General features: G+C 39.9%; 20 protein-coding genes. All 20 read right to left on the bottom strand.

Annotation, left to right across the window (positions count from 1 at the left end):
* Positions 1-25: 25 nt before the first annotated feature.
* The 20 genes from ACP8HI_RS06930 to ACP8HI_RS06835 all read right to left on the bottom strand — a co-directional run bounded on the left by ACP8HI_RS06930 (position 26) and on the right by ACP8HI_RS06835 (position 23203).
* Positions 26-2377: a helix-turn-helix domain-containing protein gene (locus tag ACP8HI_RS06930; protein ID WP_438350386.1), complete on the bottom strand. Its 2352-nt coding sequence runs from the start codon at positions 2375-2377 to the stop codon at positions 26-28.
* 93 nt (positions 2378-2470) lie between these two features.
* Entirely contained in the window at positions 2471-3589 is a 1119-nt protein-coding gene (locus tag ACP8HI_RS06925; protein WP_438350385.1) for a glycoside hydrolase family 88 protein, read from the bottom strand.
* Between the two features lie 38 nt (positions 3590-3627).
* Entirely contained in the window at positions 3628-4509 is an 882-nt protein-coding gene (locus ACP8HI_RS06920) for a carbohydrate ABC transporter permease (RefSeq protein ID WP_438350384.1), read from the bottom strand.
* Positions 4510-4520: 11 nt separating this feature from the next.
* Positions 4521-5447, bottom strand: coding sequence for an ABC transporter permease (locus ACP8HI_RS06915; protein ID WP_438350383.1), 927 nt, complete (start codon positions 5445-5447; stop codon positions 4521-4523).
* Between the two features lie 58 nt (positions 5448-5505).
* Positions 5506-7140 carry an extracellular solute-binding protein gene (locus tag ACP8HI_RS06910; protein WP_438350382.1) on the bottom strand — a complete coding sequence of 545 codons (1635 nt, stop codon included), beginning with the start codon at positions 7138-7140 and terminating at the stop codon, positions 5506-5508.
* Positions 7141-7524: 384 nt separating this feature from the next.
* On the bottom strand, positions 7525-8274 hold the full coding sequence (locus ACP8HI_RS06905; RefSeq protein ID WP_438350381.1) for an ABC transporter permease: 750 nt from the start codon (positions 8272-8274) through the stop codon (positions 7525-7527).
* Positions 8274-9005, bottom strand: coding sequence for an ABC transporter ATP-binding protein (locus ACP8HI_RS06900; RefSeq protein WP_438350380.1), 732 nt, complete (start codon positions 9003-9005; stop codon positions 8274-8276). The genes ACP8HI_RS06905 and ACP8HI_RS06900 overlap by 1 nt, the downstream gene beginning before the upstream one ends.
* Positions 9006-9118: 113 nt before the next feature.
* Entirely contained in the window at positions 9119-10051 is a 933-nt protein-coding gene (locus ACP8HI_RS06895) for an SPFH domain-containing protein (RefSeq protein ID WP_438350379.1), read from the bottom strand.
* The gene (locus tag ACP8HI_RS06890) at positions 10051-10485 is read right to left on the bottom strand and encodes an NfeD family protein (RefSeq protein WP_438350378.1); all 435 of its coding nucleotides are present in this window, start codon (positions 10483-10485) and stop codon (positions 10051-10053) included. The genes ACP8HI_RS06895 and ACP8HI_RS06890 overlap by 1 nt, the downstream gene beginning before the upstream one ends.
* A gap of 390 nt (positions 10486-10875) precedes the next feature.
* Positions 10876-11958: a lactonase family protein gene (locus ACP8HI_RS06885; protein WP_438350377.1), complete on the bottom strand. Its 1083-nt coding sequence runs from the start codon at positions 11956-11958 to the stop codon at positions 10876-10878.
* A 29-nt stretch (positions 11959-11987) separates the two neighbouring features.
* On the bottom strand, positions 11988-13265 hold the full coding sequence (gene nagZ, locus ACP8HI_RS06880) for a beta-N-acetylhexosaminidase (protein ID WP_438350376.1): 1278 nt from the start codon (positions 13263-13265) through the stop codon (positions 11988-11990).
* 188 nt (positions 13266-13453) lie between these two features.
* A complete protein-coding gene (gene bshB2, locus ACP8HI_RS06875) occupies positions 13454-14104 on the bottom strand; it encodes a bacillithiol biosynthesis deacetylase BshB2 (RefSeq protein ID WP_438350375.1) in 651 nt (216 codons plus the stop codon).
* Positions 14105-14174: 70 nt separating this feature from the next.
* On the bottom strand, positions 14175-14519 hold the full coding sequence (locus tag ACP8HI_RS06870; protein WP_438350374.1) for a YojF family protein: 345 nt from the start codon (positions 14517-14519) through the stop codon (positions 14175-14177).
* A gap of 192 nt (positions 14520-14711) precedes the next feature.
* Positions 14712-15311, bottom strand: coding sequence for a nitroreductase family protein (locus tag ACP8HI_RS06865; protein WP_438350373.1), 600 nt, complete (start codon positions 15309-15311; stop codon positions 14712-14714).
* Positions 15312-15429: 118 nt separating this feature from the next.
* Positions 15430-16626: a Ger(x)C family spore germination protein gene (locus ACP8HI_RS06860; RefSeq protein ID WP_438350372.1), complete on the bottom strand. Its 1197-nt coding sequence runs from the start codon at positions 16624-16626 to the stop codon at positions 15430-15432.
* Entirely contained in the window at positions 16619-17725 is a 1107-nt protein-coding gene (locus ACP8HI_RS06855; RefSeq protein WP_438351730.1) for a spore germination protein, read from the bottom strand. The genes ACP8HI_RS06860 and ACP8HI_RS06855 overlap by 8 nt, the downstream gene beginning before the upstream one ends.
* A gap of 29 nt (positions 17726-17754) precedes the next feature.
* A complete protein-coding gene (locus ACP8HI_RS06850; protein ID WP_438351729.1) occupies positions 17755-19434 on the bottom strand; it encodes a spore germination protein in 1680 nt (559 codons plus the stop codon).
* Positions 19435-19986: 552 nt separating this feature from the next.
* Positions 19987-21429 carry a glycoside hydrolase family 32 protein gene (locus tag ACP8HI_RS06845; protein WP_438350371.1) on the bottom strand — a complete coding sequence of 481 codons (1443 nt, stop codon included), beginning with the start codon at positions 21427-21429 and terminating at the stop codon, positions 19987-19989.
* Between the two features lie 62 nt (positions 21430-21491).
* Positions 21492-22319, bottom strand: a complete 828-nt coding sequence (locus tag ACP8HI_RS06840) for a carbohydrate ABC transporter permease (RefSeq protein WP_438350370.1) — start codon at positions 22317-22319, stop codon at positions 21492-21494.
* On the bottom strand, positions 22319-23203 hold the full coding sequence (locus tag ACP8HI_RS06835; protein WP_438350369.1) for a carbohydrate ABC transporter permease: 885 nt from the start codon (positions 23201-23203) through the stop codon (positions 22319-22321). The genes ACP8HI_RS06840 and ACP8HI_RS06835 overlap by 1 nt, the downstream gene beginning before the upstream one ends.
* Positions 23204-23288 lie beyond the last annotated feature (85 nt).

Here is a 23288-nt window from a genome sequence, read left to right as displayed (position 1 = left end):
CGTTCAACATACCTATTCTCCTTGATTAATCGATTTCCTTATATTTGCCTGGTGTTATGCCTTCATACTTTTTAAATACGCGGATAAAGGTTGCTACATCATTATACCCTGCAAGTTTAGACGTTTCTACAATTGTCTCGTTGCTTATTTTAAATAATCGCTTTGCCTTTTCGATTCTGAACTTATGAATACAATCCAGCAGTCCATCACCCGTATGGGTTTTGAACAACTTGGACAAGTAGCTTCCCTTTAATTCAAAGTGCTCACCGATAGCATTCACATTCAAGTTCGGATCACTATAGTTTTGCTCGATATATTCAGTCACTTTGGCTGTTAGGACCCGCAGTGACAATTCTCGATCCTGCATCACGTTGGCTGAACGCTTAGACTCAGCGGCCTCGCATACTTCCTGGAGCAACGCCTTGAGTCGCTCTTGCATACCATAAACCGTATCGCAAGCCATAATCTCTTCCATCCATTTGGCATTACGCTCCATCATGCCATTCTCCTGACCGTCTAGTTCATTCATCGTCTTGAGCATGGTGGCCGCTACGTTGAATAACAGGGTTTTAGTCAGTGCTAAAGATTTGATCTGCTGATTGAAATTTCGTTCAAAGATTTCATCCATATTGGACGTTGCATGCTCGAAATGACCCGCTTTCATAAAATTAATCAGTTGTTGCTCCGCCTGTAGTGGATAATAGAAATCCGTAGGCACATCTTCCGACTTAACTATATCCTCATAGGAAATAATCCCCTGCTTGCCAAGCACCATTTTGTACTCCATAGCATCTATCGCTTCCTGATAGCACTTCGATATACCATGCCAAGAAGAATGCTTGCCGCTGAGCGAGACCGTCAGCTCCATTTCATATCGCACTAGAAACTCCTGAGCCTCTGCAGCAATGGCATTTAAATCATGCGTAACATCCTCACTATTAAGATTAATGTTAATAAGACATACCATCATATCATTGGTTTCGGTAACATAACCGATATGCCCATGCTTATCTGCAAGCTCCTCTAGCACGTTATAGATAATAAACTGAATGAGTTTTTCGCGCTCATTAATATCAATACCGGGTAGTTTGGCGTAGAGGCTGTCCTCATTCTCGACCATGAACAGCATGACAGCAAACATATCGGAATGCAGCTTCATCTGGAACGATTCGAAGGCCTCCTCATATGAAATCAGGGAATCCTGTCTTCCCTTCATCAAACGATTGAGCAGATTGGAGCGAAGCACCTGCTGATGCTTCTGCAGCTGCATCACGACCTCATCCTTCTCATTTCGAGTGTTCATAACAGCTTGCTTTATGAGTCGGAGCTCATTCCACTCCAGTCGATCCTGGGGCGATTTCTTGTCCATTAGGGTTTGCACCAGTTCCTGAATAGGAGAATAGTTGCGACGCAAGAAAAACCAGGTCAGAATCGTTGCGCTAACTAGACTGATAATAATACTGATATAAGCAAAGCTTCTAACGAATTCTGCCTTTTTCCAGTACACGCTATTAGGAATAATTACAGCATACTTTAGATCCGATATTTCAGAACGTACAAAAAGCAACTTCGAATTACCTCGATCAGGTAAATCCAAGCTTACATGACCCTCCTTTAAAAAAGGGTTCAGCATCTTGTTTACTTCAGGATCAACTGATCGATTGGATACAAGAATATCATTCTCTTCATTCAAAATAAGAAGCTGTCCTTCACTTAGTCCAGAAATGTTTTCTATAGCATTCTGAAATCGATCTATATCGATCATGACAATTGACATCCCTGCCTCATTGCCGTCGAGACGCTTTGGAAGCCTTGTTACATAGGCGATAGATGTCTGTGCCTGCCCATCATTCATACGGGGCCAGACAATAAACTTATTCGTTCCCATCCCATTTACAGCTTGTTCCCACTCGCTGTATGTCATGCTGCCTGTGTCGTGCAATGTACTAAAGGCAGTCTCCATATCACGTATATTGCCCGGACGAATAACCGATTTCTCTTGCTGCCAATACACATAACATTCGTCTATTGTTGCATAGGAAGTTTTAAACATTGCAAAATCCTTGGCAACCTTATAAGCCAAAAAAGGAATCTCATTAGCCGGGTTATTGGAATACAACAGTGTCTGAAGCTGCATATTCCAGCTCATTTCCGTATTCAAACGCTTCATCAGATCAACTTGATTATCTATCGTATATCTCATTTGCTTTAACAGAGAGTCGTTGGCACGATGAATCTCACTAGCTAATGTAGAACTTGCTTGGGAATATATCATTAAACTGATCATGATGGGAATAATTAGAACAACACTGTAAGAAACGATCCATGTTACAATAATACTCTTTCGCTTTTGCCACAAATACTGAAAGTTCCTCACAATCCCATCACCTGTGTACTTGACATGATTTTCAATACAGATATTGTAACAATTAATAACGAAATAGTGAAGTATACAAAATCTCTACTTACATTAAAAAATTCGACGTGTCCATCCATTCAGCTTAGCAAAAGCTTCGGCGAAATAATAATCACCATAGATCAAAGATACGTTCACATTCTGACCTGCAGGCTTATGTCCGGTACCTTCACGTAAAATTGCCTCATGCTGAGAGTTATCCCATGTACCGCAATGATCAGACAAAGCATACAGCATCTCAACAGCTACCGTTTTGTATTGACGTGCTTCATGCTCCGGCAGCAATGCAGCAAGCTCTAGTAAACCGGAAGCAGCGATAGCACCTGCTGACGTATCCCGCGGCTCTTGCTCAGGAGAGCCTTGTGTACGGAAATCCCATAGCGGAATACGATCTGCTGGCAAGTGCGCAATAAAGAAATGTGCCACACGCTGTGCCGCCTTTAAGTATTTATTATCTTTTGTAATACGATACGTATTGGCCATGCCATACAGTGCCCATGCGGCGCCTCTGCTCCATGCAGAATCCGGTGCTTCACCTTGACCACCTAACACCTCAATAACCTCACCTGTCAATGGATCAAAGGATACGATATGGTTGACAGAACCATCCTCACGTATGAATTTATCAACAATTGTATCGGCATGTAGCTTTGCTAACTCCGAAAATCTTGGATCTCCCACTTCTTCTGCTGCCCAGAACAGCAATGAAATGTTCATTGCTGAATCAACGATCGACCAACCGTGCTTATCGCCATTCCATGCTCGAATATAACGTCCATTCACGTTGAAGCGTCCCGCTAGGAAGTTAGCGGCAGCCAAGCCTTTGCGTCGACCATCTTGATCACCAGTCAGCATATATTTGAACACAGCTGTTGGTAAAAACTGAAAGCCTACATCGTGATCGAAAGAGTTGATTTCAAGCATTTTACGTTCTAGGCGATCATCCCATTCCCATGCGCTTTTCTTAAAGGTTTCGTCGCCAGTCATATCATAAGCCAGCCAGAGCATGCCCGGCCAAAAGCCAGAAGTCCACCAGTCGATACGCATATCGTCATACTTTCCGTCCGCACCAGCGACATGCGGAGACTTCTCCCCGATTTGTGCATTCATGCTTTTAATTTTTCCAGCAATTTTCTCCCACATTACCGCATCTTTTTCCAGTATATCTGCCATGTGGTTTCCCCTCTTTCTCATCTATTTCAAGTCTGATCTTAACCTTTTACAGAACCTACCATAACACCTTTTACGAAGAAACGTTGTACAAATGGATATACGCACAAGATTGGAATCGTCGCAACCATAATCGTTGCATACTTAATCGTTTCACCAATCTGGTGACGTTCTCCCGCTGCTGCTCCTGCTGACAAGCTGTCTGTAGAGTTGGATATCAAAATTTCACGTAAAATCAACTGCAATGGGAATAGACTTCTGTCCTTAAGGAAGATGGAAGCATAGAACCAGCCATTCCATTTATCTACGGCATAGTAAAGAATCATTACCGCAATGACTGGCATGGATAGTGGAATGATGATTCGGAACATAATTGTAAAGTGGTTTGCACCATCAATTTTTGCCGATTCCTCCAAACTTTCTGGGATACCCGCAAATGAAGTACGCATAATAATCAGGTTAAAGGTACTCATCGCAAACGGAAGGATCGTTGCCCATAGAGAATCTAGCAAACCTACCCCTTTTACAACAAGGAATAGCGGAATAAGTCCACCACCGAAGAACATTGTGAAGACAATCAGGAACATGATCAAGTTATTCCACATGACATTTTTTCTGGATAGAACATACGCACCAAGTGCTGTCATGAACAGATTGACAATAACGCCGAACACAACGATAAAGATCGTGTTTTTGTAGCCTATCGCAATACTTGGATATTTCAAAACAGTCTTATAAGCTTCCAAGCTGAAACCAAGCGGCCTCCACAAAAACTGCTTATTAACAATCAATTTTCCCGCATCACTAAGTGAAGCGAGAAATACATAAAGCAACGGGTATAACGTGACAACAACAAGACCAGCTAAAATAGCATAGATGACTACCATAACCACTTTATCTACGAAGTTTGTTTTAATATTCATATTCCCTCACCTCACCACAAGCTATTTTTACTCAATTTTTTGCTGACATAGTTCGCTGTAATTAGTAAACATAAGTTAATGACAGAGTTAAATAAACCTACTGCGGCACTGTAGCTCCACCCGAACTCTAGGAGACCTTTACGATATACGAATGACGAAATAACATCAGCGGTTTCATAAGTAACCGAGTTGTATAGCAAAATTATTTTTTCAAAGCCAACATTCATCATGTTACCCATTCTTAGAATGAACATGATAGTAATGGTAGGAAGAATTCCTGGAATTGTAATGAAGAACATCTGCTTAAATCTTCCGGCACCATCTATACGTGCCGCCTCATATTGGTCAAGATCAATACTCATAAGTGCAGCAATATAAATGATGGATTCCCATCCTATTCTTTGCCAAATTTCAGATATTACGTAAATGGTTCGGAATAGCTCCGGCCTTTGAAGCATTGCCTGACCATCGTATCCAAGCGAAACAAGCATTCCATTAATCAAACCGTCCGAATTTGTAAAGTCGGTAATGATCCCACAGATGACAACTAATGAAATAAAGTATGGCATGTATGTAATCGTCTGTACTACACGTTTGAACATGCGATGACGTACTTCATTAATCAGCAAAGCCAAAATAATAGGTGCAGGGAACTCAAAGACTAGTGTATACAAGCTAATCAAAAGTGTGTTTTTCAAAATACGTACAAAATAATAACTGTCAAAGAAATCGATAAAGTGTTTTAAGCCTACCCAGTCACTTCCCATAATCCCTTTAATCGGGCTGTAATCTTTAAAAGCAATAATGGCTCCATACATGGGTGCATAATGGAATACCGCATAATAAATTAAAACGGGAAGAATCATGATATAAAGATATTTGTTTAACAAAAAGTCACGTGCTATACGACGGCTTAAAGATGGACGAATCGCCTTCATGTTAGAACTCACCTCTTCTTATTAAGAGAGGGCTGTTCGCCCTCTCAACAATCAGTTATTACCGGTTCTTGAAGCGCTCTAGTGCAGCATTTTGAATTTCAATTGCTCGATCAAGCTTTAATTGCTTCATTTTTTGAACGTAGCTATCAACTTGATCAATCTGTTCAACACCTAGAATAATCTTCAGGGTCATTTCATCAACCAATGTATTGATATCATTCATAATCGTTGCATACTCCGAACTTTCATCTGGTGTAGGCGTAATTGGAGGCATGCTGTATTTCGCTGCATCTGTATTTTTCCATATATCCACAGCATCTTTTTGTGTATCTAGCGCAAAGAATTGTTCAGCATAACGTTTGTCTTGAACGAATGGACCATTGTAGCTTGCACGAGTATACATTGAAATTGCTTGCGCAGGTGCCAAATTATCAGGGTTATTCAAAAGAAGATCTGTGTATTTCGGATAACCATTTTCCATGTTGTAGCTTGTGCCTTCAGTACCAAAGTTGAAGAACATGTGACCTTCTTCGCTATAGCCATAATCAAGCATTTTAACTGCAAGAACTGGATCGGTAGCTTTCGTTGTAATTGCAACTGTACCTTCTGATGCATAAGCTTGGTTCATCTGGCCAAATTTAGGTTTGTCACCTTTATTCAATACAGGGTATGGAGCTGCAACAAGAACAGCGTTTGGATCATTTGATTCTACAAGCGGCTGCCATTTACCAATACCCCCGCCAGCGTTACCAACTGTAGCACCAGTTGCTCCAGCTGCCATGTTGCTATCCATTGATTTTGTGTCCGCAGTTGCAGCGTTTTTATCAATTAGACCTTCTGCATACCATTCACGCATTTGTCTCAGATAATCCTTATAGCCAGCCTCAGCAGGACCGAATTTAACGTTTCCCTCTTCTTGATAGAAGCCCCGGGTAACACCGAATGCACCACTAATTGCACCGTTTCCAGAATCATTGAAGAATCTCGGTTTACTATTAAATGCAAGAGCTGCAGTTGCGCCTTTCTTCTCTTTAAATGCTCTTAGCATCGTTGTCCAGTCATCAATTGTTTCTGGAACGGGTAGACCCAGCTCATCCAGCCAATCTTTACGAACGATTGGACCCTGGAATACACGAAGGTACTCGTCATAACGAACGAATGGGAATACATAGTAGTTACCTTCATCGGTTTTCACCATCTTATCAATCTCCGGATTATCTTGAAGGAATTTCTTAAGGTTGGGTGCGTGCTTATCAATCAAATCGTTCAATTTGATAATATAGCCGTCCTTAATCGCTCTTTCAGGACCACCAGGAAAATCTCCAATAAAGTTATACTCAATCAGGTCAGGCAGTTCTCCGCCTGCAAGAAGCATATTCATTGACTCTTTAACTTGACCAGTTGGAGGGGCAGTAAACTCCAGGTCTACGCCAGTTACCTTTTGCCACTCTTCGAAAAATGGAACATCTTCATGTGAAGCTTTCACGCCAACTAGGTTACCGTTTATTTCCCCCCAGTAAGATATCGTTTTATCCGTCTTAATAGGATATGTCGTTGCTTCATTAGTTTCTGTCTCGTTTGAAGCTCCTTCTTGATTCGTTGGCGCAGGTTTATTGTCACCTCCGGATGAGCATCCTGCAAGCAGTGAGCTTACAAGCACAATCGTTATTAAAGAAGTCCAAATCCTCTTCATTGCCTAACCCCCATTTTATAGTTTGTTTGAGATTCATTTCTCTACTGTAGCTTAATGGACATTTGACTAGGCGGATATAAGCAATAGCTCCAAATTGATGTTGATTTCCTAATCGTACATTGGCTTTTTCTACAACAACATAGATAAAAAAATTAAATAGACAAAAAAAAGACCGTAACAACGGGCTTTTTCAAAGTATCCTTTAATCAATACCTTAATCCTCATTAAGACAGCACGTGGGCTCTAACCCAGCTATCAAGGCCATTGCTTACGATTTTGGAAGCACGGCGTTTGCCTCTAGGCTGCAATTCAACCCGTCTAGAATAATGCTTGCTAGATTTGATCTTCGTCTATAATCTTCCAGCATGATTTTTTGAACATCCTCTATAAGGAGGCCATACGTAAATCTTTCGTGAACCACAGTCGATAGCTCAACAAACCTAGTATAATACTAGTAATCGCTGCTGATGCAGTAAAGGCAAACACAATTAAGATCTGATAACGTACAGCTTCTACTGGATCAGCACCCGCCACGATCATTCCGGTCATCATCCCAGGTAATTGGACAATTCCAACCGTCTTCATCCCATCAATGGTTGGAATCATGCTAGATTTGATCGATCTCTTGAGTGAATCTTGAATGGCTTGTCTCGCACTTGCACCCAAACATAATAAGGTCTCCACTTCACCTTTGTTAGACTCAACCTCGCGCTTCATATGATTTAGGAATAGACCCGATACAACCATCGCATTACCAATCGTCATACCACTGATTGGGATAATATATTGTGGTGTTGCTTCTATTATATGTAACCCTAAGAGTAAGACCATCATTAGAACTTCTGTACAACCAATAGAAAGCGCTATGCGCCAGCGTATTCCAGGTAATCCTTTACCGCGTTTACCAGCATTCCAGGCTGCGACCGTTATCATGACTGAAATAATCAATAGCATAAACATAGGATGTTTAGATTGAAAAACAAACATTAAGACATATCCTACTATTAGTAGTTGAATTGCCGATCGGATCGTCCCAATCGCAATATCCTTCTCTAAATCGAGCTTCTGCCACATGGAGACTAGCATTGTGATCATGACAAATATAAGCGTGAAGCTAAGAGCTATATAGGACATTAACTTTCCTCCTGTGGAACTAGTTGTAAATAACTTCGTGCGCTATCTGTGATTGGATTGTCGAAGAAGTCACGGCAATCGCTATCCTCCAACAGAGATCCTCCCGCAATATACCATACCCTTTGATTTAGTCTCTGCGCTTGTTGAAGATCATGCGTTATCCAAATACAGGCTACCCCTTCTTGCTCTCGCCAATCTTGCAACAGCTTTTCTACCGCTAGCTTACTCTGCATATCTAACGAAGCCGTAACCTCATCTAGCAGTAGAATTTCCGATCTTAGCATCAGTGAACGAACAAGGGCAACTCTTTGTTTCTCTCCTCCCGATAATTCAGACGATTTCTTTCCCCAATCAAGATCATCTAGATTTAGAGACGACATAAGCTGCTTTGCCAAGTTATAATCAAAGTCTATTTTGTGAAGTTTACTCACGGTTCTCAGATTATCTTCTACACTTCCAGGAAGCATATAAGACTGTTGGGACACATAGCTGATTTTCTTCCTCCATTCTATAGGTCCAACCTCTAAACATGAACGTCCGTGGAGTCGGACCTCACCATCATCCTGTGCCTCCATGCGGCATAAAATCCGTAGAAGCGTACTTTTACCTTGTCCAGATCCGCCAAGAAGTGTGATGGTTTCCGGATTGCAAATTTGCGATGTAAATGCATTTAAAATGGGTTGATCTCCGTATCTTTTACTCAATTGATCCATTTCCAATATGCTCGTCAAAGTCAATTACCCTCCATATGTATACAGTAATATACTATTGTACCGACATAAATGGAAAGAAGCCAAAATCCTCTCTTGAAGGGTTTGGCTTCTTTCCATTATATTAATATGACTTATTTCTTAGATTTAAATATTTCCCCGATAGCACCAAGACTGCCAAGAATCTCAACAGCATTCGAAGGAATAAATACTTTATTAGCAGGTCCTTTAGAAATCTCAGTCAGAGCTTCGAAAGAACGATACGCAAGAACATTCTCGTCAAGACCAGCTTCACGAATCAATTCTATACGGTTCTTCTCTGCCTGTGCAACTGCTAAAATAGCCTTTGCTTGACCAATAGCTTCTAGCTCCTGAGCCTGACCTAATCCTTCAGCTTCACGGATACGCGCTTCTTTATCCCCTTCAGCTTTCAGGATTTTACTTTGCTTATCACCTTCGGCACGTAGAATCATGTCCTGCTTAGCAGCTTCTGCTTCAAGAACGATGGCACGTTTACTACGTTCAGCCTTCATCTGTTTATCCATCGCTTCTTGGATATCTCTTGGCGGCTGAATATCAATAACTTCAACCCGCTCAATCCGTACGCCCCACTTCTCTGTCGCTTCATCCAAGGCTACACGGATCTCCAACGATATCTTCTCACGTCCAGATAACGTTTCATCCAATTCCATCTTACCGATAATCTGCCGCATCGTTGCAGTAGATATGTTACGTACACCATACACATAGTCTGATATCCCGTATGTAGCTTGATCCGGTCCAACGACTTGATAGAATATTATGGTATCAATTTCCACTTGCACGTTATCTTTGGTAATGACCGTTTGCGGAGGCACATTCGCCTGTTGAATACGCAAATCGTGATATACCCGTACATGATCAATAACTGGAATAAGAATATTTAGTCCCGGGTTTAACAAACGATGAAACTTACCCAGTCGTTCTACTACACCAACTCGTTGTTGTGGTACGATTTTGATAGTCAATGAGATAAACACAACGACAATAACTAGAATAATAAGAGCAACTACATAACCATAACCCATTAAGAAACCCCTTCCCATTTTTGGACTTCTAAGACGGTGGTACCACGGTGTACAATAATGACAATTTCATCTTTGTGCAACGGCTGATCTGAGGAAGCACTCCAAGTTTCGTTGCCGATCTTAACGATGCCATTCTTACCTACGTCGATGCCTTCAATCACAATTCCTTGCTTGCCGACTAATTCGTCAATAATATCTGTGAATCCATCGGATTTACGCATGAATCTTGTCAAAGGTTTCGTGAAGAAAGTCAACACCAAAGCTACAATACAACCAGCTAATACTTGAACGAAGAATAAGTCAGGTACTACCAAAGCAATAAGCGCTGCCGCAATCGCCCCGATCCCAACCCATAACAGGTAAAAAGTTAATGTCAGCATCTCGATGACAAACAGTATGATTCCGATGACGAGCCAGATTGCCCATAGTTCCATTGATCTCACCACCTTTTGCTGGATTATATGGAACCCAACAAACAATTATTACCCGCATTTGTAAGAAAACGCGCTTTCAATAGTTGTTATTACCTCTTATTGGTTCCTATCCTTAGTATACCTTATGTTTACAGTCCGTTGTGTTTATTTATTGTGAAATTAATAACTCATAGAGGTTGTTCAAAAAGTCATCTTTTGATCACGAAGTATTCCAAGATGCGTATTCGACATCGAAGATTGAATTCAGCCAGTCCAAGCGTATGCTTTCGAAGTATGTTTCCTTCGGAAACATTTCAGGTGCTCACGTAGGTACTGCCTACGCTCCGCTCCTCACTCCCTTGCTTCATTCAATCTTCTCGGTGCTGAAAATCTGACTTTTTGAACTCGAACTCATAAATAAAAGGGCTTAACACACACGGGTTTAGATACCGTTACGCTTTCCCCTGTATATTGTAATCTACCCGACTCTTGATTCACTCGGAATACAGTAAGATTGTCCGTATCTCGATTGGCTACAATAAGATAGTCACCTTTAGGAGTGAATTCGAAATGACGAGGATGTGCTCCTTCTACGGATACATGCTCTACGAGTGTCAGCTTGCCCGTCACTTCATCAAATGCATACACCACCATACTATCATGACCACGATTGGAACCATATACAAATTTGCCATCTTGAGAAATCAATATTTCTGCACAACCATTGTCCCCTACAAAATCTACTGGTAGTGTCGGTACAGTCTCTTGTTCACTTAATCTACCATTCTCAGCATCATAATTGAAAGACGTAATCGTCGAGTCAATCTCGTTAATAACGAAAGCATATGCTCCATTCGGATGAAATGTTAGATGTCTTGGTCCAGCAGCTGGTTGAAGATTCACAATTCCTTGCTTAATCAACTGTTGCTTGTCCTCATTTATACTATAAGCTTGAATAAGATCCAATCCAAGATCCTGTACGAATAAGAATCTTCCATCTGGACTAAAGAAGGAGGAATGCGGATGTGGCCGATCCTGACGTTCAGGGAGTACACCTTTTCCTACATGCTGCGCAACATCCAATAATTCTCCCAAACTACCATCTTCTTTAAGAGAGAGTAGACCGATCATCCCGCCGTGGTAGCTAGTAACTGTAAGATACTTCCCTTCTGAATCCCGTTGGATATGGCATGTGGTCGATTGTACACTATTCATGCGATTAATCAACTTCAATCCTCCTGAAGTCGGATCAACTGCAAATTCAACGACCTCACCAATCTTGGTTCCTTCCGCCGATTTCGTTTCTGAAATGGCATATAGCTTATCTCGATTAATATCTACATTTAAAAAAGTCGGATTCTCAAGTCCAGCAACCTCATCAACGAGTGTTAATTTCCCTGTTCCTTCATCGAAAGAATACACATAAATACCGCTATCTGCCGATTTAGCATATGAGCCTACAAATACGAACAACTTCCCATCATGAACTACCATTAATAATTCCTCCTAATTGTCTTCATCATTTATTTATTTACTTGTCCAACCTCATTAACTATCTTTCGTATGTCCGTATTCAGTGACTGAACATCTGGACCTTTGGCAAGTTCATTGCTCAATCCGTACTTTTCTTTAAGCTTCAATATAGTATACACTCGATTATTTAGCAGCTCTTCTGAGATTTTACCGTTCTTCACAGCATCTGTCAAAGCTTGTATGACGGCTATCCCCTTCTCCACATCATGTCCGACGAGCACAATATTGGTGCCTGCAATGACAGATTGGATGGAGGATTGTTGCAGGTCATAATTCTCCACGATAGCGCCCATAGTCATATCATCCGTAATGACAACACCATTGAACCCCAACTCATTACGGAGAATATCTGAAATAACGATCTTAGATAATGAAGCTGGATAATCTGGGTCTACTTTCGGAAGTAGAATATGGGCGATCATAACTACTTCTGCCTCTTGGTTAATGGCATCTTGGAATGGTAGAAATTCAAGTTTGCGTAACCGATCCAGACTATTATCGACAATAGGTAAGCCGATATGGGAGTCAACTGACGTATCTCCATGACCTGGAAAATGCTTAACTACGGGTACAACTCCTTGAGATTGGATTCCATGCATAGTAGCAATACCAAGCGAGCTAACCACCGTTGCCTGATTCCCAAAAGAACGATCTCCAATGACGGGGTTATTGGGATTACTATGAATATCAAGCACTGGAGCAAAGTCCATATTCAGACCAAACCCCTTTAATTCGCGACCAAGGATCTGTCCGATTTCATTGGAAAGCTTGGCATCATTCTTCTTCCCGATCGCTTCATTCGTAGGTAACTTAAGAAATTCCTTCGGCATCCGCGTCACCCGGCCACCCTCTTCATCCACACTCATCCAGAGCGGAACTTTATTGACCTCATTACTGAGCTTAAGATCATTAAACAGACGTAACGCTTGCTGAGTTGACTCCATATTATCTTTATAAAAGATAAACCCTCCAACATGGTATTCTTCAATAAATCTCCGACTATCCTCATTATTAATCGTCCCATCTATTCCAACAACAACCAATTGACCTATCTTTTCATCCGTACTCATGCGATTCAATAGTTCTTCTACAGAGTCAGTTGGCTCGATTTGGACATCTTCCTGATTATCGGGTAAGGTACCTTCATCATTTGGAGGCAGCTGATTCGTATTCGTTGAAGAATCGCTTTGTCCCGCGTCCTGACTATTATTCGAACTACAACCACCAAGAGCTAGCATTACACACATGATCATTACAACAATATTCAATTTGATATTCAGCCTCATGTACATATCATCACCAATTTCTTATAGTATTGTTCACTACCTCTCTATATTGTACCATGTGACTAGTTTCAAACGAAGAATGACCGTAACGTAAAAAAGACGAACCTCCCATCATAGGGAGTCCGTCTAGTGTTTCAAAAGGGATATTCAACTTCCCACACAACTAATATTTATTCAAAAGAATAGGTCCAGAATCGCTCTGTTCCGAATCTTTCCTTCATTTCTTCACTTTCTACTACTAGAGGATCTACAGGCAACTGCCACTGAGAACGATGTGATTGTATAGAATATAATTTTTGCTTCAGAAAAGGAATTACATCGTTCTTAACATCTGGCTCACCTAATATTTTCTCGCAGCCCTTGGTGAATGCTAAGCAATGGACAACGGGTCTTTGTTCCTTAGGCATCTTAGCAATCGTTCGAATAACAGCCGCACCAGTAGCATCATGATCTGGATGAACGCTATACTTCGGATGAAAGGTTATGACAAGGGATGGTTTCAATTCCGTTATTAAAGCCCCTATTCTCTCACTCATTTGCTCATGATCTTCAAATTCAATCGTTTTATCATGATAACCCATCATCCGAATATCAGTTATTCCTATATGCTGACAAGATTCCTCCAGCTCTAATTTGCGAATCTGAGGAAGCGTGACCCGATTTGCAAATAGTGGATTCCCCATATTCCGAGCCATCTCTCCTAAAGTTAGACAAGCATACGTTACAGGTGTTCCTTCACTAATATACTTCGCTAATGATCCTGAAAGACCAAAACATTCATCATCAGGATGAGGTAGTACTACTAATATATGACGTTCCATCTGGGTTTACCTTCTTTCTCTTGACGAATGGTCAATCTCTATTGTACTTGGCTTAACTAACCGTCTCTAGTTAAAATGGTTCTTTACTTAATTGCAGCGATACGACCAATTTCCCATCATTATCGTGACCGGCAAGTATCAGACGCTCTTCATCATTTTCTTCCCAGTGAGTTAAACCTTGTGAGTATACCCATCCTTGGTCTATCTTGAGTCCGACACGAAAAGGACCGCTTCCTTCAATTGAACCTAAAGAATATCGAATCATTCCGTTACTGATAAATGTCGATGCGGTGAACTTTGACTGATCGTTATGAGAAGCATAAGCTCCCGTTGTCATCTCCAGATGAATATAAAGATCTTGGTCTTTGAATTTCTCAATGACTCGTTGAACGCTAGCCTGATCTATGAGTTGCATCTCTTCTACTCCTCCGTTTATGGATCTATAGTAAAACTATTATAATCCACATCATATCCTATTACCAAACAGTAAAAAAAAGCCAAACCCCATTCTATGTAGTTGAATATCAAACCAAGTGAGACATGGCATGAACATTCCACCATAAAAGAACAGAAAATTGGCTTCTTTATTTATGTGACAACTTCCAATTTAATTAAATACTAACACGCGATCTTCTAGTGGTTGGAATTCTTTCTCACCTGCAGCAGCAAGTGGTTTACCAAATGGCATTTCAGCAAGTAGCTTCCATGATGCTGGAATATTCCATGTTTCTTTCACTTCATCATCAATAAGTGGGTTGTAATGCTGCAAAGATGCACCCATTCCTTCAAGTTCTAGAGCTGTCCATACAACCAATTGGTGCATACCTGAAGATTGTAGAGACCAGATTGGGAAGTTATCTGCATAAGCTGCGAATGAAGTTTGGAGCCCTTCAACAACAGCTTGATCCTCAAAGAATAATACCGTACCATATCCATTACGGAACATCGTCATCTTCTCAGCGGTAGGGGCAAATTGCTCTTCTGGAACAATCTTTTTAAGAGTATTCTCCGTGATATTCCACAATTTATCATGTTGTTCACCTAGAAGTATAACCACTCTAGCACTTTGTGAGTTAAAAGAAGATGGTGTATGTTTTACAGCTTCATTAACGATTTCGTGAATTCTTTCATCGGACACAACGGATTCTTTACTAATTGCATAGATCGAACGTCTATTCTTAATGGCTTCCAAAAATTCTAATGACATTATTTAAGTACCCTCCCAAATGTTATCTACTTACTTTTATATCATATCTTATTCCTTACCAAAATACAACAACATTACTATTCCTCTAATATTAGTTTATATTCACATGAGTGAATCATCACCTCGAAGAGGAGCCGTAATCTGTAATTTTCACATCAACATCGTAGGTGATATTAGACTGACTAAAAGTCTCATCCCACTTCTTTTCAACCTTTTTCCAAACCTTAGGGTGCTGTATGCGAAGCTGATTACGGAATCCAGCAATATCCACATGATAAACCTCTTGCATCTTATGAATAACTTTATATAACGTATCTTTTAATTCTTGTTCGAAATAACCCTCTGCTTCTTTCAAAAATTTGTTATCCGTAGGAACTTCTGATGTATTCCAGTTCTCAATTAACCGACCCTCAGTTTTTATACTCACATGAAAAGAAATATCGTCCCCTTGCACCTTTGATTTAATCTTGACATTTCCAGACCTGATTTCATAAGCAAGAACTTCACCCGACTTATCATACGTTTTGATTAAGCCACCCTTTGCTTCTCCAGTAATCCAAGTTAGCCCTTCAACATCTTGTTCATCTAATGTTCCGATCCATCTATTCGTCTTTCCATGAATAATCCCAGCCCCCGCAAATTTAACTTCCCCTTTGACAGCAATCACATTTTGCAAAACAAAACTTGATCCTGAGTTCATAATCCCATCTAATTTTGTAAGGATCATAGGTGGCAATATTTTATTGGTTCTAAATTGATTTTGTACCATATTTCTGAGATGAAATGAAGGAATATCTCCTGCTTGATTGGAGATAAGTGTATCGCTAGCTTTCCCCTTACTTATTAATACAAGACAACTGGGTCTGATATCATTATCTCGCATAATGAACTTTAAAAGCACGTCTAAATTCATTCTACGAACAAGTTCTGAAGAAACCACAATCACTTTCAAATGTTGTCCCATGATGGCTCTATCTCTTTTAAGTGAGTACTGACGCATTATTTGAAAAATCGAGTCTCCGGTCTCCTGTATGTTCAAATACAACGTTGATGGAGATTTATCACCCATGGGTTGCGACTGTTGGCTTTTCTGAAGAGGTGTGATCTGAATAGTTGAGGTAATGAGATTCTTTTTAGGGTAATAATCTCCTTGTTTAGCTAACTCTTTATCTTCTTCCGATCCCTCGGAAACATCAAGTGCTAGTCCTACATAGAGACTATGGTCTTCGATTTGCTTTTGATCCCAGCATCCTGTTAGACAGAGTACTAATAGAATAAGAAGTGCAAATAGGATATAGCGTTTCATGCTATTCATCTTGCATCACAGCTCCCTTTTTGAAGACTTTTGTGATCAGGAGAAGGAGTATGGGCAATAACCCGAACAAATAGATAGAAACATTTCCAATGAAATCACCAAAATCAAATACCTCATTCATATTTTTGGGAAGCAGTGCAACGATGAATATGATCGGTAACAAACCATACATGATAAATTTAATATTTTTTTTGAACAATTGAGACAGACCCAGTGATGCTGCATAATGAGAAATCGTAACTAACGAGAATATTTGCATGATCCAGATCACAAGTAAAAAGAACTCAAATCTTTCAAAAAGGAGACCTGTAATTTCAAAACTGCGCATAAGATCAAGTGTCGGCCAAGTACTTCTTACAACCCCATCAATAGACAGGGCACCGATAACCATAACGATTGTAACCAAATAAAGAAATAAAGGTATTGCCGTACCTATAATCACCACCTTCACACCCTTTTTAGGATATTTCATAACCGCCGTGAGAATAAACATGATCTCATAACCTGAAAAAACGAGCACTGTTGATTTCAATCCCCTAATGACAGGTAGGGTTCCCTCTCCTAGGACTGGACGTAAATTATTAATATCAAATAATTTGCTGCTTAATAACATGGAAATCAATAAAACCACAACCGTAATCGGTAATATAATCGCAAATAATCGAGCAATTGGATTGATTCCAGTCGTAATTAAATACAATCCAATCCACATGAAGGACATAATAATCACCCACTGAGGTGTACCTTCAAGTAAATATAAGATGGTCACTTCAGCCATTACTCTGATCTCAAACGCAGATATAGTAACAAAATAAAGGATCATTAGTATACCTAAACAACTACCAAGCCAACTCCCTACAATTTCTTTCCCAAATTGGAAAATGGTTTGACCCGGAAATTGCTGACATAGTTTCACTATACATATCCCCGCGAGCATGACAATTAATCCACCTACAATAATAGCAATCCAACCATCAGGAGTCTTCATAGTTTCAGCTAAATTTCTTGGGAGAGTAAGAAGACCAGCTCCAAACATATAGTTACTAACTATTATTGATGCTTGTGAATTTGTAATTTTATCATCTTTACGGACAAACAACACAGCATCCTTCTCCTTTACGCTCCCAATTATTTTTTACGATCAGAATCCTTGGTCTTCATCATGAGAGGTCGACGTTTCATCATGCTAATAGGTAAACGGAATAGAAAGTCTTTCATATCACTTAATCTATAGGGTGCTGCGGGACTAATGTAAGGTACTCCAAAGCTTTTTAGCTTCGCTAAATGGCTACATAATAACAAGAGAAACAAAATCGTTCCATATATTCCTAATATAGCAGCACAAAACATAGCCACAAAACGTAATAAACGTAGCGTTATTCCTGCACTATACATCGGAATTGTAAATGAAGAAATGGCAGTTATAGCTACCACAATAACTAGAAATGGACTGACTATACCCGCATTTACGGCAGCATCACCAATAATTAAACCGCCAACGATTCCCATTGCTGGACCAATTGGTTTCGGTAAACGGACTCCTGCTTCCCTGAGTATTTCAATGGATATTTCCATAATTAATGCCTCTATAAGAGATGGAAAGGGTACACCTTGTCTTGCCTCAATGATCGTTATAACCAACTTTGTGGGGATAAGCCCAGGATGATAAGAAATAAAGGATATATACAATGCAGGAGCAAGTAAGGCAAGAAACGCAGCTACAATTCGTAATGTCCGCAAGAGTGTACCTGGTATCCACCTTTCATAATAATCCTCGGGCGACTGTAATAACATACTAAAGGTTACGGGTACAATCAGTGCAAATGGACTCCCATCCAGTAAAATAGCAACTCGACCTTCTAACAATGAGCTAATGACTCGATCAGGTCGTTCCGTATTTTGAACTTGTGGAAACGGACTTAAACTATCATCTTCAATTAATTGTTCCACATAGCCAGACTCCGGTAAGTAATCCATATTTATCGCTTCTATTCGATGTTTAACTTCTTCCACTAATTCCGAATTCGCGATATCATTCATATAAGCAATAACAAGATCCTTTTTGGCACGTGTCCCTACTTGAAATTTAGTCATTTGTAAGCTTTCATTCTTACCATGACGCCTTAATAAAGCGGTGTTATCACTCAATATTTCTGTAAAACCTACCCGTGGACCTCTCAATAGCCCCTCAGATACAGGGTCCTCTATACTTCGTGTTTTTCCTGTTGCAGAACCTAGAAGTAATACTTCTACTATTCCATCAATCAATAGTGCTGTAGATCCCATCAATATCTCTGAGACTAATTCCTGTAGATTGAGAGCCTCCCTTATTTCACTAATAGGAAGCATATTATTCGTAAGATACGTTTTTGTAATCTTAGTATCATCCGATAACTTCTCTTTTTCTTCCATATCATCGATCATTAATGACCTCATCACTTGAATCTCAATAAGATCTTTATCATAAAGTCCTTCAATATAAATAATAGCCGCCCTCTTAACTGTACCACCAAGCGTAAACTCTCTAAAATGAACGTCACAATTTTGAGCTATCCTCTGCTTTATGGACGCTAAGTCTGCTTCATATTCACCTGTAAACGAGGGATCAGCTTCTGTCTCCCCCATGTTATTTCCAGATGTGTATTCTTCAGTTTTATTCTCTGTCGAAGTAGCCTTCGAAGCTTGAGAACCCAAAGTAGATTGAAGCCATTTGGAGATTACATAAATAATGATAGGAACGACCAAAACCACTATAGCTTGAGCAAAAACCTTCCAATCCGGAATATAAGAAACCATCATTTTCCACATGTTCATCATCCCAACAGCTACAAGGCCAGAATTGACAAAAACGAGTTCTGTCATTAGTACAATGTAGTGTTACCATAAGTCTCCAAATAAATTCGAAATAATATAACTCTATTTTGAACAAGTGTTGATTCTTTGGTTTAGCATTTATTTGTTCTTCATAACATTAAGTATTATTAGTATATTGTGCGTTATAGTACGTGTTCAATTAGGAAAAGCAAACATTCGGGGTGCTGATCTTCGAGGGGCCACTCTTGATGGCATTGATTTTAAATCATTAGATGTAACAGAACATAAATAAAAGCGGTTTTTCATTCAGAATGGAATGGAAAACCGCCTTTATTTAAAATATAAGAATGCATTCGTTTCACTTGATACTCCGTTTCTGCGTGTTAAAATTCATTTCACAAAATTAGGCTCAACATCAGTGTTTGACTGTCTAACTGAAATCCAATTGCGATTCCACTATACTAAAATACTAGCTTAAACGAGGTGGATGTATACAGTAGATTGATCTTCCGGAACTATTCCTCAAATCTTACATCCATGAAAATTCTAACGTATATCCCATTTCTCGAAAGAAACAACTCGGCTAGTTCCCTCAGAAAAAACGTTAATTCCCTGAGAATCTGCACTTGGATAGATGCGTCCAGTCATCACAACTTCACCATCATTCGCAAACACTTCAACAGAACATTTATCTACAAAGATACGTAGAGATAACCGTCCATCTTGAAGCGGAACAAATGCTTTACGCTCACCTCCCGGTCCGATCCCGGAAAGATCTCGGTTGAATATCAGCAACCCCGTCTTTATGTCATAAGAGAGAACCGTCTCTTCTAATCCATTCTTACCCGCTCCTGTTCGTAGTTTCACCCCGAACTCTGACGCCTGATCTGCCTCGAATACGACTTGTAATTCATAGCTGTCACCACGAGTATCCATTTCCTGTGTTCCATCAAGAATGAAGTCATGGATACTGTATACTTCAGAGCGGTAACGTTCGATCTCCTTCAGAGGACGATATACAATTCGCCCATCTATCAGCAACACTTCTCGCGGTAAACTCATCGCTCCTGCCCAACCGTGGTCTTCTTGGGTTGGCATCTCTGATTCCCACATATCCATCCAAGCGATAACAATACGGCGTCCATTATCATCTTGCGTTGTCTGCGGAGCGTAATAATCAAACCCGTGATCAATCGGTGCGTACTGTTCAGCGTGGAAGAGTCCTGTTGCTAAATCTAATTTACCTATAATAGACATTGTGGAGTGAAGGTTACGATAAGCTTCTCCCTGTGCAGGCATTCGCTGTGGAGATAACATCAATACATCTTTATCATCAAGTTGGAATAGATCCGGACATTCCCAGTTATCACCTAATTGTCCACCACTAGCCGCAATCACATTTACATAGGTCCATTGTTTTAAATTATCCGAACGGTATAGTATTATAAGCCCATTACCCTTTGCATCGTTAGAACCCAACACTATATAATATTGACCATTACGAACAAACATCTTAGGATCACGGAAATCCTTCTTGCTAATCTCTTCCGGAATGTCATCATAACCGATAACAGGATTATTCCCCCACTTGGTGAAATTCACACCATCATCAGATATGGCAATTCCTTGGGATTGTTTATAATCTTGATCGGTATCAGGTCCAGTAACTACATGTCCGGTGTACATCAGTACCAACTTACCATCTTTCTCAATAGCGCTTCCCGAGAAGCACCCATCCCGATCGAAGGCTTCATCCGGAGCTAAAGCAATCGGCAGAAACTCCCACTTCACCAGATCCCGGCTTACGGCATGCCCCCAATGCATCGGTCCCCAAACAGGTTTATAAGGATAATGTTGATAGAATAAATGAAACTCGCCATTATATTGTATAAATCCATTGGGATCGTTCATCCAACCTACTTCTGCCATCAGATGATAATTTAATCGGTAATCCATCCGTACGTTTTGTTTCGTTTGTTGAATGAACAAGTCAGCGTTCTCTCTAGTATAGTTTCTCGTCTGTTTGATAAGTCATCCTACCCCTTACAATTTTATTTAATAGAACCCTGCATGACACCTTGAATGATATATTTCTGAGCGAATAAATAAACAACAACTATCGGAAGTATGGTCAGTACAAGACTAGCCATAAGGGGACCGTAATCAACAGTATAGGTACCATAGAAGCTAAAGGTTGATAATGGAAGTGTTCTCGCTTCAGGATTAATCAATACTAGCGATGGAAGTAAGAAGTCATTCCAAATCCATAATACGTTTAGAATAGCAATTGTAGCAGTGGTAGGCATTAATACAGGAAACACAATACGAAAGAATGTTTGTACTGGTGTACATCCATCGATCATCGCTGCTTCTTCTAACTCTGCTGGTATAGCCTTTACAAAACCGTGATAAATAAACACTGCCAGAGAACTACCAAAACCAATGTACATATAGATCAATGACCACTTACTATTCAACATATCAAGAGAACCATAAATTTTGACAAGAGGGATCATGATCGCCTGAAAAGGAATAATCATCGATGCTACCATCAGCAAAAAAGTATATTGGTTAAATTTCGTATTATTTCTCACAAAGTAATGAGCCGTCATGGCAGCAAAAAGTGCAATTAATAACACACTACAAACGGTAATAATCAAAGAATTTGAAAATGCTGATAAGTAACCCATTTTATCAAATGCCAATTTATAATTCGAAAAGTCAAGACTAGAAGGGAGAGCTAATGGATTGGAAGTAATATCTTTATTCTCTTTGAATGAATTCAATATTAAAAATATAAAAGGAATAATAAAGAGAATGAGACCGACTGCCATCAAGATGAACTTTATCCACTGAGACATAAATTTATTTCGTGCCATTATGCCTCCACCTCCAATTTCTTACTAAAGTACACCTGAAGCAATGTGATCACTGCAACAAGGATAAATAGAACAAGTGCCTCAGCTTGACCGACCCCATAATCTCGTGATAGAAATGCCTTCTCATATACATGCATGGAGACAAACTCTGTGCTTTTGAAGGGTCCACCTTTGGTTAAAGAAATGTTCACATCATAGACCATGAATGTACGTTGCAAGGATAAGAATATACACACGATAAAGGAAGGAACCATGAGTGGAAGAATCATCTTGCGAAGCTTCGTCCAATTATTGGCTCCGTCGATGCTAGAAGCTTCTAAAATATCATTAGGAACACCTGATAGACCTGCAATGTAAATAACCATCATATAACCGGCATATTGCCAAACAGAGACAATCACAAGAGTCCAAAAGGCCTTGTTCGGATCAGACAACCACGAAGTACTAAATATGGCTATTCCAGCTTTTTGACCTAAATAAACAACAACATTGTTAAATATAAACTGCCACGTGAACCCTAGAACAATTCCACCTACGAGGTTAGGAAGAAAAAAGCCAGCGCGAAAAATAGTTTGTCCTTTTATTCCCTTTGTTAATATATAGGCGAGTCCAAATGCGATAATATTCGTTATGATGACGGTGAAGAACACATATTTGAGCGTAAGTGCGAATGACTTCCAGAAGACAATATCCGCAAATACCGATACATAATTCTGAAATCCGACTAATGAATGGCTCGTTGCGATACCATCCCAGTTCGTAAAGGTCAAATAAATACCATATATAAAAGGGACAATCATTACTGTTATAAAGGCAAACAAGGTAGGCCCCGTAAAAATTAATCGTAAGCGCAGTCGTTTCCCCACTCCTTTTTCCACTTTCATAATGTTCCCTCTCTCTTGTCTTAGATATAATGCAAAAACACTCTCCGTTGATTAGATTAAACCAAGGGATAAGACACAGAGTCCT

This window comes from Paenibacillus sp. FA6 (assembly GCF_051550225.1).
In the GTDB taxonomy this organism is placed as follows: Bacteria; Bacillota; Bacilli; order Paenibacillales; family Paenibacillaceae; genus Paenibacillus_AQ.
The sequence above is the reverse complement of the archived record's forward strand: the minus strand, read 5'-3'. Positions and strand labels throughout refer to the sequence as shown.